Source organism: Serratia liquefaciens, from assembly GCF_027594825.1.
GTDB lineage: Bacteria > Pseudomonadota > Gammaproteobacteria > Enterobacterales > Enterobacteriaceae > Serratia > Serratia liquefaciens_A.
The window spans coordinates 1,987,425-2,003,459 of sequence record NZ_CP088930.1 but is presented as its reverse complement, the minus strand read 5'-3'; the positions used below and the strand labels follow the sequence as shown (position 1 = coordinate 2,003,459).

The 16,035-nt window shown below is 57.0% G+C and carries 16 protein-coding genes and 1 other RNA gene; 7 read left to right on the top strand and 10 right to left on the bottom strand.

Annotated elements, in window-relative coordinates; genetic code table 11:
* Positions 1-24: 24 nt before the first annotated feature.
* The 6 genes from LQ945_RS09135 to LQ945_RS09110 form a co-directional block, all read right to left on the bottom strand.
* Positions 25-495: a YhcH/YjgK/YiaL family protein gene (locus LQ945_RS09135; RefSeq protein WP_270102741.1), complete on the bottom strand. Its 471-nt coding sequence runs from the start codon at positions 493-495 to the stop codon at positions 25-27.
* A 13-nt stretch (positions 496-508) separates the two neighbouring features.
* On the bottom strand, positions 509-1,507 hold the full coding sequence (gene yiaK, locus LQ945_RS09130) for a 3-dehydro-L-gulonate 2-dehydrogenase (protein ID WP_270102740.1): 999 nt from the start codon (positions 1,505-1,507) through the stop codon (positions 509-511).
* A 256-nt stretch (positions 1,508-1,763) separates the two neighbouring features.
* Entirely contained in the window at positions 1,764-2,624 is an 861-nt protein-coding gene (locus LQ945_RS09125) for an SMP-30/gluconolactonase/LRE family protein (protein WP_270102739.1), read from the bottom strand.
* A 12-nt stretch (positions 2,625-2,636) separates the two neighbouring features.
* A complete protein-coding gene (locus LQ945_RS09120) occupies positions 2,637-3,737 on the bottom strand; it encodes a substrate-binding domain-containing protein (RefSeq protein ID WP_269935693.1) in 1,101 nt (366 codons plus the stop codon).
* 15 nt (positions 3,738-3,752) lie between these two features.
* Entirely contained in the window at positions 3,753-4,835 is a 1,083-nt protein-coding gene (locus tag LQ945_RS09115) for an ABC transporter permease (protein ID WP_044553283.1), read from the bottom strand.
* On the bottom strand, positions 4,828-6,381 hold the full coding sequence (locus LQ945_RS09110) for a sugar ABC transporter ATP-binding protein (RefSeq protein WP_044553282.1): 1,554 nt from the start codon (positions 6,379-6,381) through the stop codon (positions 4,828-4,830). Before LQ945_RS09110 ends, LQ945_RS09115 begins: the two co-directional genes overlap by 8 nt.
* 362 nt (positions 6,382-6,743) lie before the next feature.
* Between LQ945_RS09110 and LQ945_RS09105 the strand changes: the two genes are divergently transcribed.
* The 3 genes from LQ945_RS09105 to LQ945_RS09095 all read left to right on the top strand — a co-directional run bounded on the left by LQ945_RS09105 (position 6,744) and on the right by LQ945_RS09095 (position 9,156).
* The gene (locus LQ945_RS09105; protein WP_044553281.1) at positions 6,744-7,562 is read left to right on the top strand and encodes an IclR family transcriptional regulator; all 819 of its coding nucleotides are present in this window, start codon (positions 6,744-6,746) and stop codon (positions 7,560-7,562) included.
* Positions 7,563-7,684: 122 nt separating this feature from the next.
* Positions 7,685-8,302: an arginine exporter ArgO gene (argO, locus tag LQ945_RS09100; protein ID WP_270102738.1), complete on the top strand. Its 618-nt coding sequence runs from the start codon at positions 7,685-7,687 to the stop codon at positions 8,300-8,302.
* 122 nt (positions 8,303-8,424) lie between these two features.
* Complete coding sequence (locus tag LQ945_RS09095) at positions 8,425-9,156, top strand: oxidative stress defense protein (protein ID WP_071827052.1); 732 nt, start codon at positions 8,425-8,427, stop codon at positions 9,154-9,156.
* 51 nt (positions 9,157-9,207) lie between these two features.
* Here the strand turns inward: LQ945_RS09095 and LQ945_RS09090 are convergent, their stop codons facing one another.
* Positions 9,208-10,101: a LysR family transcriptional regulator ArgP gene (locus tag LQ945_RS09090; RefSeq protein ID WP_044553276.1), complete on the bottom strand. Its 894-nt coding sequence runs from the start codon at positions 10,099-10,101 to the stop codon at positions 9,208-9,210.
* A 202-nt stretch (positions 10,102-10,303) separates the two neighbouring features.
* Here LQ945_RS09090 and rpiA point away from each other — a divergent pair, with 202 nt between their 5' ends.
* The gene (rpiA, locus tag LQ945_RS09085) at positions 10,304-10,960 is read left to right on the top strand and encodes a ribose-5-phosphate isomerase RpiA (RefSeq protein ID WP_020828502.1); all 657 of its coding nucleotides are present in this window, start codon (positions 10,304-10,306) and stop codon (positions 10,958-10,960) included.
* A gap of 324 nt (positions 10,961-11,284) precedes the next feature.
* On the top strand, positions 11,285-12,523 hold the full coding sequence (gene serA / locus LQ945_RS09080; protein ID WP_262239646.1) for a phosphoglycerate dehydrogenase: 1,239 nt from the start codon (positions 11,285-11,287) through the stop codon (positions 12,521-12,523).
* A 45-nt stretch (positions 12,524-12,568) separates the two neighbouring features.
* On the opposite strand, the gene LQ945_RS09075 is transcribed toward serA, so the two are convergent.
* From LQ945_RS09075 to zapA, 3 genes are all read right to left on the bottom strand, one after another.
* Positions 12,569-13,177, bottom strand: coding sequence for a 5-formyltetrahydrofolate cyclo-ligase (locus tag LQ945_RS09075; protein WP_270102737.1), 609 nt, complete (start codon positions 13,175-13,177; stop codon positions 12,569-12,571).
* Between the two features lie 28 nt (positions 13,178-13,205).
* Positions 13,206-13,388: non-coding RNA, 6S RNA (gene ssrS, locus LQ945_RS09070), on the bottom strand.
* A 41-nt stretch (positions 13,389-13,429) separates the two neighbouring features.
* On the bottom strand, positions 13,430-13,759 hold the full coding sequence (gene zapA / locus LQ945_RS09065; protein WP_270102736.1) for a cell division protein ZapA: 330 nt from the start codon (positions 13,757-13,759) through the stop codon (positions 13,430-13,432).
* Positions 13,760-14,080: 321 nt separating this feature from the next.
* On the opposite strand from zapA, the gene LQ945_RS09060 reads away from it, so the two are divergent.
* Both LQ945_RS09060 and pepP read left to right on the top strand, forming a co-directional pair.
* Positions 14,081-14,659 carry a YecA family protein gene (locus LQ945_RS09060; protein WP_041414927.1) on the top strand — a complete coding sequence of 193 codons (579 nt, stop codon included), beginning with the start codon at positions 14,081-14,083 and terminating at the stop codon, positions 14,657-14,659.
* A 61-nt stretch (positions 14,660-14,720) separates the two neighbouring features.
* Positions 14,721-16,034 (top strand): Xaa-Pro aminopeptidase, encoded by a 1,314-nt coding sequence (gene pepP, locus LQ945_RS09055; protein ID WP_270102735.1) that lies wholly within the window; start codon positions 14,721-14,723, stop codon positions 16,032-16,034.
* The last annotated feature ends 1 nt before the right edge of the window (position 16,035 follow it).

The following is a 16,035-nucleotide window of genomic DNA, read 5'->3' as shown; positions in this document are numbered from 1 at the left end:
TTGCAGGTTTTCGTTTGCGGCTAATTAAGCGCTAAATAATGCCAGCGGTATTTTCACCACCACTTTGCGAATATCGCCGGGCTGTTGGTTAATACAGGCCGGGCGATGCACATCCTGCGGGAAAAATACCGCAAAATTTCCCGGACGCAGGGTTAACCAGGATTCATCAGCGACGTGCTGATAAAAAATAATGTCGCGCTGCGCCAGCAAATCCTGGTGGATCGAGTTATTACCGAGATCCGCCGCCACGCCGATCAATTCGGTGCCGCTGACCAGAAATTGCACGTCGACGTTTTCCCGGTGCACCTCGGGCCGCAGATCGCTCGGCTGGTGGGTCTGCAGATCCAGCACCTGTACCACGTAGCCGGTGGCAGGATCCTGATACCGGCCGGCGGGCAGGGCGCTGAAATCGGTGCTTTGCAGATAGGCGATGGCTTTGGCCACCGGCGCCGGGTACTGCTCCGGCGAAGTATGGGCAATATGGCCGAATATCATGGTGACTCTCCTGTTAAAGCGCCTGAATGCGCGCCCAGACGCGCTCATCGACGGGAATGCCGTCACGCATGTTTTCAGCGTGGATTCGTGGGAATTTATGGCCCGGCAGGCGAATGGCTATCTCCGGGTTATCGCGTTCTGCGTTGGTGATGTAGTCCATGATGCGCTGCAGTTTGGCATCGCGGGTGGCACCGTCGATCAAGCGTTCGATCTCAATGGCGATGAAGACCTGCGACACGCCATATTCTTCGCGGTTGTCTTCGGTCACTTCCGCTACTGAGGATCCGCCGGACAACAGGGTGGCGATCATATCCAGCACGATCGACAGCGCGGATCCTTTCCAGTAACCCATCGGCAAAATGCGACGGTTTTCTTCAATGGTGGCCGGATCGCGCGTCAATTGGCCGTCGTTGTCGAAACCGCCGTCCACCGGCAAGGTTTTACCCGCCAGCCGATTCAGCTCCAAAGCGCCATAGGAGAACATCGACATCGACATATCCACCATGGTGATGGGGTTGCCCGGCACCGCGACGATCAGCGGGTTGGTGCCGATCCGGCACTCCTTGGCGCCCCAGGGGGGCATAACGGCGATCGAGTTGGTCCAGCAGATGCCGATATAGCCTTTCTCCGCCGCCTGCCAACCGAAACCACCGCCGCGCATCCAGTGGTTGGCATTGCGCAGGGCCACCAGCCCTATACCGTGGTTATCAGCCAACTGCATGGCGCGATCCATCATCCGCCGCGCCGTGAGATTGCCGATACCCTGATGCGCGTCCCATTGTTCAATGGCGCCGAGCGACAACAGCTTGCTGGGTTCGGCGGCCGGCACGATATCGCCGGCGTCCAACTGCTGAATAAAGCGTGGGAAACGGTTAACGCCGTGGGAGTAAACGCCGTTGGCGGAGGTGTCGGCGAACATGCCCGCACAGTCATCGGCGGTGGCTTCTGCCACGCCCCGCGACAGCAGCACGCGTTTGAATTCCTGTTTCAGATCGTTGTAACTCACTCTCATGCTGGTTCTCCGCTACGGCATTTTTGTTTGTTTTGTGTTCTTTAAATTTCAATATACGAAATTGCATTTCAAATAAATGCTATACCTGCGGCCAGGTGAAGTCAAAGCGAGGGAAGAAAAAGTTATTTATATAAAACAGGTGGTTAAATTAACTTGGTGGTTTTGTGATCGCCGGCACGTTTTTCGCCGTTACCGTGTTTCAGGCGTGGCAAAGCAGAGCGGTAACTGCCCGCTCTGCTTTAACCTTTCTGACTGATTACCTTGGCGTATTCAGTATCTTGCGGTACAGCGAAGTGGTGGCGGTGATGTACAACTCATTGCCGTCTGGTCCGCCAAACGTGCAGTTGGAAACCCGCTCCGGCACTTCGATCTTACCGAGCCGTTTTCCCTGGCTGTCGAAGATCAATACGCCGTCGGCACAGCTGCAAAAAATGTTACCGAATTCATCGACACAAAAGCCGTCCGGGAAGCCGGGTGCCACGGTGGCGAAACGGCGTCCGGCGTTCAGTTCACGGCCGTCGACCTGATACACCCGCAGTTCTCTGCGGCCCAGGGTTGGGAAATCGACGATCGACATATCCGCGACATACAACAGAGACTCATCCGGCGAGAACGCCAGGCCGTTAGGGCGTTGCAGGTCACTGGCCGCGATGTTCAGCGAGCCGTCACGCGGATCAAAGCAGTAAAGGAAGCAGCCGATGACCTGGCTTTCCGACTTGTACCCTTCCTCGTCACCGGTAATGCCGTAGGGCGGATCGGTAAACCAAAGGGTGCCGTCGGAACGAACCACCAGGTCATTGGGGGAGTTAAAACGCTTGCCGTCAACGCGATCGACCAGCATCTGCACCTCACCGCTGTTTTCGGTTCGGCTGATACCGCGCCGTCCGTGCTCGCAGCTGATCACCCGCCCTTCGGCATCACGCGCGTTGCCGTTGGCATAGTGCGACGGCGATCGCCACAGGTTCAGCTCCCCCTGCCGTGACCAGCGGAACATGCGGTTGCCTTTTACATCGCTGAACACCACCGCGTCCTGCTGGGGCAACCACACCGGCCCCTCGGCCCAAATGGCCGGTGAACACAGACGTTCGAGCGGCGGACCTGCCATCAGTTGGTTCATGCTGACCTCCGCTTACTTCACGCCCCAAATGGCTTTGTAGTGGCCCTGATAATCATTCTGCGGGTCATACAGATTACTGGCGCCGCCGTCGGCGGTGATATTGTCGCGGGTGACCAGGTGCGCCGGAGTCACGTAGCCGGAAGGTGGCTGTTTGGCGAAGGCGCGGTTGAACTCATCCAGTAGCTGCCAGCCGTGCAGCTTGAGCGGTTCTGGCACCGTGGCGGACTGGCTGCCGCCGGAACGAATGCGCTGATAGGCCGAAATCGAGCCGTCGCCGGCGGAAATGCTGTATGGCGCATGGGTACCGCCCTTACCGGCGGTTTTCAGTGCCGGTGCCATAAAGTCAAAATACAAATCGTTAATCGCCAGCGCGTACTGGAACTGATCGCCGTATTTCTGCAGCAGGCTGAAGGTCATGGCGGGCATGCGGTTGGCGGTGTCCGCCAGCGGGGTATCGATAAACTCAACCACCTTGCAACCGCTGCATTTACCGATCTCCTCTTTCATCACGTTGGCCTTGTCCAGCGCGATTTGGTACAGCGAATCGGTGAAGATCAGCACGCTGGCTTTGCCGCCGGACTGCACCACGGCATATTGGGCGGCAATGCGCGCCACTTCGTTCGAGTCAGAGGTGACGTTATAAAACACGTTGTACTTGGCGATTGGCCCCGGCTCCGGCACCGCGTGCCAGGCCGTCAGCACTATGCCTTGTTGAATGGCCTTTTTCAGCGGGATCTTGGCGACGTTAGGGTTCCAGCCGCCGATCACTATGCCGTCCGGCTTTTGGGCAATGGCCTGATTGAGCGAGGCCAGCTGATCTTTCACCGAGCCACCGCCGTCGAGGGTTTCCAGCTTCCAGCCCGCGGCTTTCGCCGCTTCGCTCAGCCCTTCCTGCACCCCTTGTACACCGCCGTTTTTCATGTCCGAAGCGATAAAGATGATTTTCTTGTTGGCTTGCAGCTGCGGCCCGCTGGTCGGTCCGTCCCACTGAGTCACGCTGGCAGTCGCCTTGGCGACCGCGGCCGTGGCCTGATCCAGATAAGCATCGGCCCAGGCGGGAGAAGCCGCGCCGGCCAGCAGCAGGGTAGTCGGTAATATCCAAAGACGTTTCATTCGGTGCACTCCTGGTTAAGGATTGATCGCTTTTTGGTTATTTTTATCAGCCGTAGCGGCTGGGCTGCGTTGTACCGCTTTTTGATTGAGTAACCGGCGGCGTTGGGCATAGCCGGCCAGGGTGATCGACAGCAACAGCGTCGCGCCGTTGAACAGCGGCTCGACCCAGAATTCACCGCCGAACTGTTGGATACCGGCGATGCCGATAGCCAGAATGGCAATGCCAACCACGGTGCCCCAGACGTTAACCCGGCCCGGGCGAATGGTGGTGCTGCCGAGGAAGGCGCCGACCAGCGCCGGCAGCAGGTAGTCCATGCCGACGCTGGCCTGACCCACGCCCTGTTCGGCGGCGATCAGTACGCCACTGAAGCCGGTCAGCACGCTGGAGGCGATAAAGGCGCCAATGGTGAAGCGATTGACCGAGATGCCGTTCAGCCGTGCCGCCGCCGGATTGCCGCCCACGGCGTACATGCAGCGGCCAAGCGGGGTATGTTCGGTGATTAACCACAGCACCACGGCAACGATCAGCACATAGAATGCGACGATCGGGATCCCGCCGATCTCGGTATGGTGCAGGGCGATGAAAGCGTCCGGCAGATCGCCGACGATCTGCCGCCCGCCGGAGTGCCACAGCGCAATGGCATACAGCACGGTGCCGGATCCGAGCGTGGCGACGAAGCTGTCGATGTCCGCCAGTGCCACCAGAATGCCGTTCAACAGGCCGTACAGCGCGGAAAGGGCCAGTACCGCCAGCACCGCCATCTGCCACGAAAAGCCGTATTCCACCTGCAGGGTGATGGCCAGGATATGCCACAGCACGATGCCGAAACCGACGTTAAGGTCAATTTTGCCGACGATCATTGGGATGGTTGCCGCCAGTGCCAGCAGCGCAATCTTGGCTTTGCTGGAAAGGATCGCCTGCAGCGTCAGCATGGACGCGAAGGACGGTGCGATCAGCGAAAACAGCACCACCAGCGCAACGCACAGCAGCAGCAGGCCGTAGCGGGTGAGAACCTGCATCAGCCAGGGGCCGGCGCCGTCCTGCGACAGGCTGACTCTTTGCTCCAGTGCCGTTGATTTAACAGATGTTTTAGACATGGCCTACCTCAGATTCTAACGTTGCCGTGAGGGTTTCCCCGGAGCTGGCGGAGGCCAGTTCCAATAAATTGGCGAATGACACCTGCTGGTTTTTCAGCTCGCCGACCACTTTTCCCCGGTTGAATACCAGAGCGCGGTTGCAGATATGGGCGATCTCTTCAAAGTCATTGGAGATCACCAATACCGCCACGCCCTCCGCCAGGGATTTATTCAACAGATGGTAGATTTCCGCCCGTGCTCCTACGTCTACGCCGGCGGTGGGATCTTCCAAAATCAGCAGCGGGGCGCCCAGGTGCATCCAGCGCGCCATCACCACCTTTTGCTGATTGCCACCGGACAGGGCGCTGATATCGATATTGACGTCTTTGGGCCGTACGTCGAACAACTGTACCTTCCACCAACTGGCGCCAATTTCAGCCCGGCGGCTGTAGCGGGACAGCAGTTTGTGGCCACTGGCACAGGGGTTGATAAACAGATTTTCACGCACGCTCATCGACATCACCAGGCTTTCACCGGTGCGGTCGCCTGCCACCAGCGAGACGCCGCAGGCCATGGCATGTTGCGGGCTATCGGCGCTATAGGGTTGGTCACGAAAGCGGATTTTGCCTTCATCGGCGTGACGCAGGCCGAACAGCAAGCGGCCGATCTCCTCCTGTCCGGCGCCGCGCAGGCCAGCCAGCGCCAGCATTTCACCAGGTTGCAGGCTAAAGCTGACCGGGCCGATATCGCCCACCACCACATGGTTGAGCTGCAGCACCGGCGGCTGGTTTTCCGGCAGGGGCTCGCGCTGATCGCCCGCTATTGCTTCACCGACGATCATCTGCACCAGATCGCGCAGCGAATAGTCGGCGGTATTGCCGCCCGCCACATAGCGGCCGTCGCGCATGACGCATACCCGGTCGGCAATCTCGATCACTTCATCCAGCCGGTGGGTGACGTAAATCATGCCGACCTTTTTGTCGCGCAGCCGGTTAATGACGGCAAACAGATGACGCACATCGTTGGCGGGCAGCGAGGCGGTGGGCTCATCCAACACCAGCAGTTCGGCGTTAACGGCCACCGCCCGGGCGATCGCCAACAGCGATTTCTCGGTGCGCGACAGTTCGAACACCCTGGCGTCGGGATCCAGCGCGATGCCGACATCCTGCAGCGCCTGAGCGGCGCGGCGGCGGATGGCTCGCCAGTCGATCAGGCCGAAGCGGCGCGGGAATCCCATCACCAGCGCCATGTTTTCCGCTACCGTCATCCATTCGATCAGCCCGAGATCCTGATGAATAAAGGCAATAGGCTGGCGACTGTCACTTTTTATCGCCGCGGCGGAGGCTATGCTGGTGCCCTGGAACTGAATGTCGCCGCCGTCGCGCGGATACACCCCGGCCAGCACTTTGATCAGCGTCGATTTGCCTGCGCCATTTTCGCCCAGCAGGGCCAGGACTTCGCCCGGCATCACCTGCAGGCTGACGTCGTTCACCGCGACGTTGCCGCCAAAGCGCTTAACGATATGGCTGAGGGTAAGAATGGGTTGTTCCGCATTATCTGGTGTCATGTGATGCGCCCCTGGTAGTGAAATACGCAATCGGATTGATGCTTTCTGGTGTTTATATCGCCGTTAAATTTCAATATGCGAAATTCAATTTCAAAAATAATATGCCGAACACCGATCTAAAGCAAAGCCGAAGGCGTTTTAATTTTTGTTTTAAAACAATCGGTTATTTATGTCTTTGCGGAATTGTGACGCACAACTCACTTCGAGAGTTAGCAGAATGTTGCGCAATTTTAACCTGCTGCTGACAATGAAACGGCGTTCCGTCTTCACCTGATGCGGGCCTTGGGGTAACATTCCCGGCAAAGGGGCCGTTTGCCACGCGGTGGCGTTGGTCGGCGGTTCGACACTGGAGAAATTGCGTTATGAGCCTGAAAGCTGTCGACGAAAAAGATGACAAGAAAGATAAACCCCTGGGCAGCCAAAGCCTGTTCCGCGGTTTGCAACTGATTGAGATCCTGAGCAACTACCCTAACGGTTGCCCGCTGGCCCATCTGTCTGAACTGGCCGGCATGAACAAAAGCACCGTCCATCGCCTGCTGCAGGGTTTGCATACCAGCGGTTACGTGACTCAGGCGCCGTCGCCCGGCAGCTATCGCCTGACCACCAAGTTCATTTCTGTCGGGCAGAAAGCGCTTTCCTCGTTGAATATCATTCACGTTGCCGCACCGCATCTGGAGCAGCTCAATCTTGAGGTCGGGGAGACGGTGAATTTCTCCAGCCGCGAAGACGACCACGTCATTTTGATCTACAAGCTGGAACCCACGACCGGCATGATGCGCACCCGTGCCTATATCGGCCAGCATATGCCACTGTACTGCTCGGCGATGGGCAAGATTTTTATGGCCTATGGCAACAGCGATTACCCCGATCGCTACTGGCAGACACATCAGCATGAAATCCAGACGCTGACGCGCAATACCATTACCGAATTGCCCAAGATGTATGAGGAACTGGCCGATATTCGCCAGCGCGGCATGGCAATGGATCGTGAAGAGAATGAGCTGGGGGTGTCCTGCGTAGCGGCGCCGGTATTTGATATTCAGCAGCGGGTACCCTACGCGGTATCGGTATCGTTGCCGACCGCCAAACTGCAACAAATCGGCGTCAAAGCGCTGATTAAGCCGGTGCTGGCGACCGCGCAGCGCATTTCTCAGGAGCTGGGTTTTGTTCTTCCCGCCTGATTATTAGCATTGCTGATAGTTGATTAGAAATATCAATTTCACCTAATAATTTTTTCCTCCTATGATGCGCGTGTTGACCGACACGCGCCGCTGACCGGCGCACTCTTTCTGTGAGGAATACCATGCTAGCTGTCTTTCTGCAGGGCTTTGCCCTGAGCGCCGCGATGATCCTGCCGCTGGGCCCGCAAAATGTTTTTGTCATGAACCAAGGCATCCGCCGTCAGTATCATCTGATGGTCGCCTCACTGTGCGCATTGAGCGATGTCGTGTTGATTTGCGCGGGGATTTTCGGTGGAAGCGCGTTGTTGAGTCGTTCGCCGTTGCTGCTGGCTTTGGTCACCTGGGGCGGCGTCGCCTTTCTGTTGTGGTACGGCTGGGGGGCGTTTCGCACCGCGTTCAGCCGGCAATTGGCGCTGGCAACGGCCGAGGCGCTGAAGCAGAGCCGCTGGCGGCTGGTGGTGACCATGCTGGCGGTAACCTGGCTCAATCCGCACGTTTATCTCGATACTTTTGTGGTGCTGGGCAGCCTGGGTGGCCAGTTGGCGCCGGACGTTCGCTCCTGGTTTGCGCTGGGAGCGGTGAGCGCCTCCATTCTTTGGTTCTTCGCGTTGGCGCTGTTGGCTTCCTGGCTGGCCCCCTGGTTGAACACCCAAATGGCGCAGCGCGTCATCAATACGCTGGTCGGCGTGGTGATGTGGGGCATTGCATTGCAGTTGGCCTGGCAGGGCGCAAGTTTATAAGAATTTGTCACTAATCCGAATTCAAAAGCCCGTGCGATATGCTACGTTTGATGCCAAGGAACCGGCCGTTTTCAGTCGAGAAAGGTCGGTAATCAGTTACAGCCTGTCATCAAGGAGACTCTGTGAAGCTTAAAGCATTGGCTATGGCCGCAATGATTGGATTAGGGACGTTACCGCTGGCGCTGCAAGCGGCGGAAGTGCCGGAAGGGCCGCACGTGGTGACTTCTGGCACATCAAGCGTTGATGCCACTCCAGATATCGCCACCCTGGCGATCGAGGTCAGCGTCTCTTCTAAAGACGCTGCGCAGGCGAAGAAGCAGGTTGATGAGCGCGTAGCGCAATATTTTGATTTCCTGCAGAAAAACAATATCGAGAAGAAAGACATCAGCGCGGCTAACCTGCGCACTCAACCGGAATACGATTACCTGAAAACCGGTGAGTCGGTGCTGAAAGGCTACCGTGCCGTACGCCAGGTACAGGTTACGCTGCGTCAGTTGGATAAGTTGAACGAACTGCTGGACGGGGCGTTGAAGTCCGGCCTCAACGAGATCCGCGCCGTTGAGCTTGGCGTAGCCAAACCGGATGTTTACCGCGAACAGGCGCGTCAGAAAGCCATCGAGAACGCCACGCAGCAGGCGGCTTCACTGGCGAAAGGCTTTAACGCGAAACTGGGGCCGGTTTACAGCATTCGTTATCATGTTGCCAACTATCAGCCAATGCCGGTAGCGCGCATGTACAAATCGGCGGGAGCCGCTGCGGAAAGCGACGTGGCGCAAACCTACGAACAGCAGAGCATTCACTTTGACGATCAGGTTGATGTGGTGTTCGAGCTGCAGCGCAACGCGGCGCAGTAACACAGGCCGTATTCAGTAAAAAAGGTTCGCCGCGGCGAACCTTTTCCCCTTTTAATCCTGACGCAGAACCTGGCGACCGTGCTCCAGCAGGGCATCGGTCACTTTACGCATCATGCGGCTTTCCGGCGCGAAGCGGTGCCAGAACAGCATGCGGCGCTGGAACAGACCCGGTGTCAGGTCGATAAGCTCGCCCGATTCCAACTCTCTCTCAATCTGCAGATGCGGGATCATACAGCAGGTGGTGCCCTGACGAGCCAACTGCACGAAGGCTTCCGATGAGTTCACGATATGGCAGGGAACGCTGCCCGGCGACAGATCAAAGTTCTGCTGCAGGAAAGCCTGGTGCATGTCATCGAGATGGTCGAACGCCACCGCCGGCGCTTTCAGCAGCGCAGAACGTGTGACGCCGTTCGGGAAGTAGCGCTCGGCAAAACCTTTCGAGGCGACAAACAGATAGTCCAGCGCGCCCAACCGGTCGACCAGGCAGCTCGGCAGCGGCTGCGGTTGGATACTCACCGCGCCTACCACTTCACCGCGACGCAGGCGTTCCTGGGTACGGGTTTCGTCTTCCACCTGCAGGTTCAGGCGGATAGGGGAGTCCGTCAGTACCGGTTTTAGCGCCGGCAGCAGCCAGGTGGCCAGGCTGTCGGCGTTGACCGCCAGCGACAGCAGCAACGGCGTGTCGATACCGGTGTCGTTGCCCAGCCACTCTTCTTCCAGCAACTCAACCTGGTGCAGCAGCGCCAGCAATTTTTGACCCTGCTCGGTCGGGCGCGGCGGTACGGTGCGCACCAGCAGCGGTTGGCCGAACAGGTTTTCCAACTGCTTGATGCGCTGGGATACTGCCGATTGGGTGATGCAAAGCTTTTGCGCGGCGCGCTCAAAGCCGCGCTCACGGATCACCGCGTCCAGCGCTTGCAGCGTTCGATAGTCTGGGCGTTTCATCGGAAAGATATCCCTTACAGTAATAGATACAGGCACTATGCCACATCTGAGGTGTTTTACAGGTGGAAAATCACCGCGCGACTTTACCGCGACGCGCCTAAAAATGCGGCTTAGGGTGAAGAAGTGTGATCCTGCCTGAGTGAAAAATAGCGATTTACCCTATAATACGCACACGTTTTCGTACAGAGGCAATGGACATATTATGACGCAGGATGAACTGAAAAAAGCGGTTGGCTGGGCCGCGCTGGATTACGTAACCCCTGGCACCATCGTTGGGGTAGGTACCGGCTCCACCGCAGCCCACTTTATTGATGCGCTTGGCTCAATCAAGCACCAGATCGAAGGGGCGGTGTCCAGCTCCGACGCCTCCACCGCCAAGCTGAAAAGCCTCGGCATCCACGTGTTCGACAGCAATGAAGTGGATTCGCTGGATATTTATGTCGATGGCGCGGATGAAATCAACCGCCAGATGCAGATGATCAAAGGCGGCGGTGCCGCGTTGACACGCGAAAAAATCATTGCCGCCATCGCGCGCAAGTTTATCTGCATCGTCGATGCCAGCAAGCAGGTCGATGTGCTGGGCAAGTTCCCGTTGCCGGTCGAAGTGATCCCGATGGCGCGTTCCTATGTGGCGCGTGAGTTGGTGAAGCTGGGCGGACTGCCGGAGTACCGCCAGAATGTGCTGACCGATAACGGCAACGTGATCCTCGATGTGCACAACCTGAGCATCGTCGACGCCATCGCGCTGGAAAACAAAATCAACGGTATCGCCGGCGTGGTGACCGTGGGGTTGTTCGCCAACCGAGGCGCCGATGTGGCGTTGGTCGGCACGCCTGAAGGTGTGAAAGTCGTCGAATAACCGAATGTGTTAGCAGGGGCGTCGCCATGGCGCCCCTCTGGGATACGGTCTTGGATCCCAGCGAACCGCATAATTCACTGGCTAAAATATCTTTTCTTTAAAGCGCCAAATTTGGTGACATATGTCACATTGTCAGCGTTAGCTCCACAAAGCTTCTGTCTATTTCTTTCCCTTTGGCATTTTCTGCCAGAAACCGCCAACATCGCTGAGCCTTGTACTGACGGGCGGGCAATCGTTTGTATTGCCGCCCGCGTTATTTTTGTTATGTTGGATGCGTGCTGTTAACAACAGCCGCTTCTGAAGTCTGAACATAGGGTCGGGTAAATGGCAAAAGTATCATTGGAGAAAGACAGGATTAAATTCCTGTTGGTGGAAGGGGTTCATCAGAGCACGGTAGATAATCTGCTGGCAGCCGGATATACCAACATTGAATATCACAAAGGTGCGTTAGACACCGAAGCGCTTAAGGCATCCATCCGCGATGCTCACTTCGTCGGCATCCGATCGCGTACGCATCTGACCGAAGAAGTCTTCGCCGCGGCAGAAAAGCTGGTGGCGGTAGGGTGTTTCTGTATCGGCACTAACCAGGTTGATCTGAAGGCAGCGACCAAACGCGGCGTTCCGGTGTTTAACGCACCTTTCTCTAATACCCGATCCGTGGCCGAAATGGTGCTGGGCGAACTGCTGCTGATGCTGCGCGGCATTCCATCCGCCAACGCCAAGGCGCACCGCGGCGAATGGCAAAAATTGGCCGTGGGCTCGTTTGAAGCGCGCGGCAAGAAGTTGGGGATTATCGGCTACGGCCATATCGGTACCCAACTGGGCATCCTGGCCGAAGGCCTGGGCATGAAGGTGTTCTTCTACGATATCGAGAACAAGCTGCCGTTGGGCAATGCCCAGCAGGTGCGCCACCTGTCCGACTTGCTCAATATGAGCGACGTGGTGACGCTGCACGTGCCGGAAACCCTGTCGACCAAAAACATGATGGGTGCAGAAGAACTGGCGCTGATGAAACCGGGCTCGATTCTGATCAACGCTTCGCGCGGCACCGTGGTGGATATTCCCGAGTTGTGCAAGGTATTGGCCAGCAAGCACTTGGCCGGCGCGGCGATCGACGTCTTCCCGGAAGAGCCTGCGACCAACAGCGAGCCATTCAACTCACCGCTTTGCGAGTTCGATAATGTGATCCTGACCCCGCACATTGGCGGCTCCACTCAGGAAGCACAGGAGAATATCGGTGACGAAGTGGCCGGCAAGCTGGCGAAATATTCCGACAACGGTTCAACCCTGTCGGCGGTTAACTTCCCGGAAGTGTCCCTGCCGGCGCACGGGCCTAATGCCAGTCGCCTGCTGCACATCCATGAAAACCGTCCGGGTGTACTGACGCAGATTAACCAGATCTTCGCTGAAGAAGGGGTGAACATCGCCGCGCAGTACCTGCAAACCGGTCCGGAAATCGGCTATGTGGTGATCGACATTGAAGCGGAAACCGAGCGTGCCGATGCGGCATTGCAACGTATGAAGGCGATTGACGGCACTATCCGTGCTCGCTTGCTGTTCTGATTGAATGTGCTGTCACTGAAAAGGCCGGATTTATCCGGCCTTTTGCTATTTAACGATCTGCCACACCCAATTCTGTGCGGGGGTAATAATCTCCGGCAGCGGAATATCCCAGTGTTCCACCGGCACCTGTTCGACCTGCTGGCAGTCATGGGCCAAGCCTATCGGATAAGGGCCGCGGTGCTGCCAATTTTGCAGGGTGCGATCGTAGAAGCCACCCCCCATCCCCAAACGCTGGCCTGTACGGTCAAAGGCCACCAGCGGCGTCAGTACCACATCGAGCGAACTCAGTGGCAGCACCTGGCGCACGTCGAGTTGCGGCTCAAGAATATTGAAGCGGTTGTTCACCAGCGGCGTTTCAGGAGTGTAATGCAGGAACAGCAGATTACCGGGGCTGAACGGGTGCAGGACCGGAAGATAAACCTGTTTGCCTAGCTGCCACAGGCGCTCAATCAACGGGCGGGTATTCAATTCACCGTCGAAAGACAAAAATACCGCGATGTTCTGTGCCGCCAGGACGCGTGGATGTGCAGCAATGCGTTCGGCTATCTGCAGGGAAAATTGTTGTTGTTGTTCAGGCGTTAAGGCGCGTCTACGCTGACGGATTTGGCTTCGGATGTTTTGCCGCTGCTGGGCATTCTGGGCTTGAAAAGACATAGTCAGCACACATACCGCTGAGGAAGGGGGAATCTCCGAGATGCCGTCGCAGGCTGTAACCCTTGAACCCATGGTTCAAGGTGAACGTGCTGTCGCAATCTTAAGGCTTCTCGGCGGGCCGAGCATGCACACCGATCGCGGATCATCACATTCTGTTGGTACTAAATATCGGCTCAGGGGACTGGCCCGCTGGCGAACATCTCAGAGAAATTTTTTACTCATTGCCAAAACCCGAGGTTTCAGCAACTTAAGTTATTCGAATTGTGCATCCTGACGTTCAGAGATGCGACCCTGTTCAAGCAAAGCCTGTTCAATGGTCTGTTGCAGCATGCGAATGCGTTGTTCCATATTGGACGCATAATCACGGGTTTTCAACCGTTCTTGAGCAAGTTCATGACAAACGTTCAATGCTGCGATGAAAACGAGCTGCTCAGTATTTGTGACTCTAGTGCGAATTTTAAGATCTTGCAACCGTTCGTTAAGATCGACCGCGGCCATGTTCAACGCATCTTGTTGTTCTGGCGGGCAATTGACTCTTAAAGAGCGACCAAAAATTTGAATATCTACCGGTTGTGCAGACATGCCACCTTCCTGCCTAAATTTCGCGCCAGCCCCAGCTTGCCCTGACCGGGCCTACCAAAGCGGGCGCCACTATATATACCTCGGTACCAAGATACAACCCCTTTTTCAGTACCTGGTTGTAATCTACTGCGTCAGACATTACCAGTCAAAAAAGGGTTTCAAAATGCGTATTTAGCGTCATTTCGTCCCCTGCTGGCAGCGTGTGAGTTCTGACACATCACGATTATAACTAGCCACTGAGGTGTCGCGCTTATCTGGTACAGCGACGGACCTTGGTGGTAGCATAACACGAACTTATCCTGCCAACGATGACGAATGCGCATGTCTATACAGAATACATTTCCAAGTTACCAATCTTTGACCGTTGCCCTTAACCAGCAAGCGGTGGCGTTAACCGCAGCAGAAATGCACGGCCTGATCAGCGGCCTGCTGTGCGGTGGCAGCCGCGACGCCGGCTGGCAATCGCTGGTCTATGATCTGACCAATGAAGGCGTGGCCTTCCCGCAGGCGCTGAGCCTGCCATTGCAGCAACTTCATGAAATTACGCGTGAAACGCTGGAAGACGACGACTTCATGTTCCAACTGATGATGCCGGAAGGCGAAACCGTCAGCGTGTTCGATCGCGCCGATGCGCTGGCCGGTTGGGTGAATCATTTCCTGCTGGGGCTGGGCATGATGCAGCCGAAGCTGGCACAGGTGAAAGACGAAGTGGGCGAGGCGATCGACGATCTGCGTAATATCGCTCAGCTCGGTTATGACGAAGACGAAGACCAGGAAGAGCTTGAGCACTCTCTGGAAGAAGTGGTGGAGTACGTGCGCGTGGCGGCCATTTTGTGCCACACCGAATTTACCCGCCATAAGCCGACGGCGCCGGAAAATGCCAAACCGACCTTGCACTAAACACCCGATTTCACGTCCTTAGCGGCCGTGAGCACAGGCAGATTGATTTCAGGAGAAGGTGATGACTCAGCAGGAATTCAACGGCCGCCGTCAGGCGCTGTTGGCGAAAATGGCTCCGGCCAGCGCGGCAATTATTTTCTCTGCGCCGGAAGCTACGCGCAGTGCAGATACCGAATATCCCTACCGTCAGAACAGCGATTTCTGGTACCTGACCGGCTTCAACGAACCGGGTTCGGTGTTGATTCTGGTCAAGAGTGACGAAACGCACAACCACAGCGTGCTGTTCAACCGGGTGCGCGACCTGACGGCGGAAATCTGGTTTGGCCGTCGCCTGGGGCAGGAAGCCGCTCCGGCGAAGCTGGGCGTGGACCGCGCGCTGCCGTTCGATGAAATCAACGATCAATTACCCCTGCTGCTCAATGGCCTGGACGTGGTTTACCACGGGCAGGGCCAATACGACTACGCCGATAAAATCCTGTTCGACGCGCTGGACAAGCTGCGCAAGGGCTTCCGCCAGAATCTTCAGGCGCCGGCGACCGTGACCGATTGGCGTCCGTGGCTGCATGAAATGCGCCTGTTCAAATCGTCTGAAGAGTTGGCGATCATGCGCCGCGCCGGTGAAATCAGCGCGCTGGCCCATACCCGCGCGATGCAGAAATGCCGTCCCGGCATGTTCGAATACCAGCTTGAAGCGGAAATTCATCACGAATTTACCCGCTTTGGCGCTCGTTATCCGTCTTATAACACCATTGTCGGCGGCGGTGACAACGCCTGCATTCTGCACTACACCGAAAATGAAAGTGAATTGCGCGATGGCGATCTGGTACTGGTCGATGCCGGCTGTGAGTATAAAGGCTACGCGGGCGACATCACCCGGACCTTCCCGGTCAACGGCAAGTTCAGCCGGCCACAGCGCGCGGTGTATGACATCGTGCTGGCATCGCTGACGCGTGCCCTGGAGTTGTTCAAACCGGGTACCAGTATCCGTGAGGTCAATGATGAGGTGGTACGCATCATGATTACCGGGCTGGTGGAGCTGGGGATCCTGAAGGGCGAAGTGGAGCAACTGATTGCCGAACAGGCCCATCGTCAGTTCTACATGCATGGACTTGGCCACTGGCTGGGGCTGGATGTGCACGACGTTGGGCATTACGGTACGCCAAACCGCGACCGCACGCTGGAGCCGGGCATGGTGTTTACCGTCGAGCCAGGGCTGTACATCGCGCCGGATGCCGACGTGCCGGAAGAGTACCGCGGCATGGGCATTCGTATTGAAGATGATATTGTGATCACTGCCAACGGTAATGAAAACCTGACCGCCAGCGTAGTGAAAGACGCTGACGCCATCGAAGCACTGATGGCGGCGGCAAGGTAAC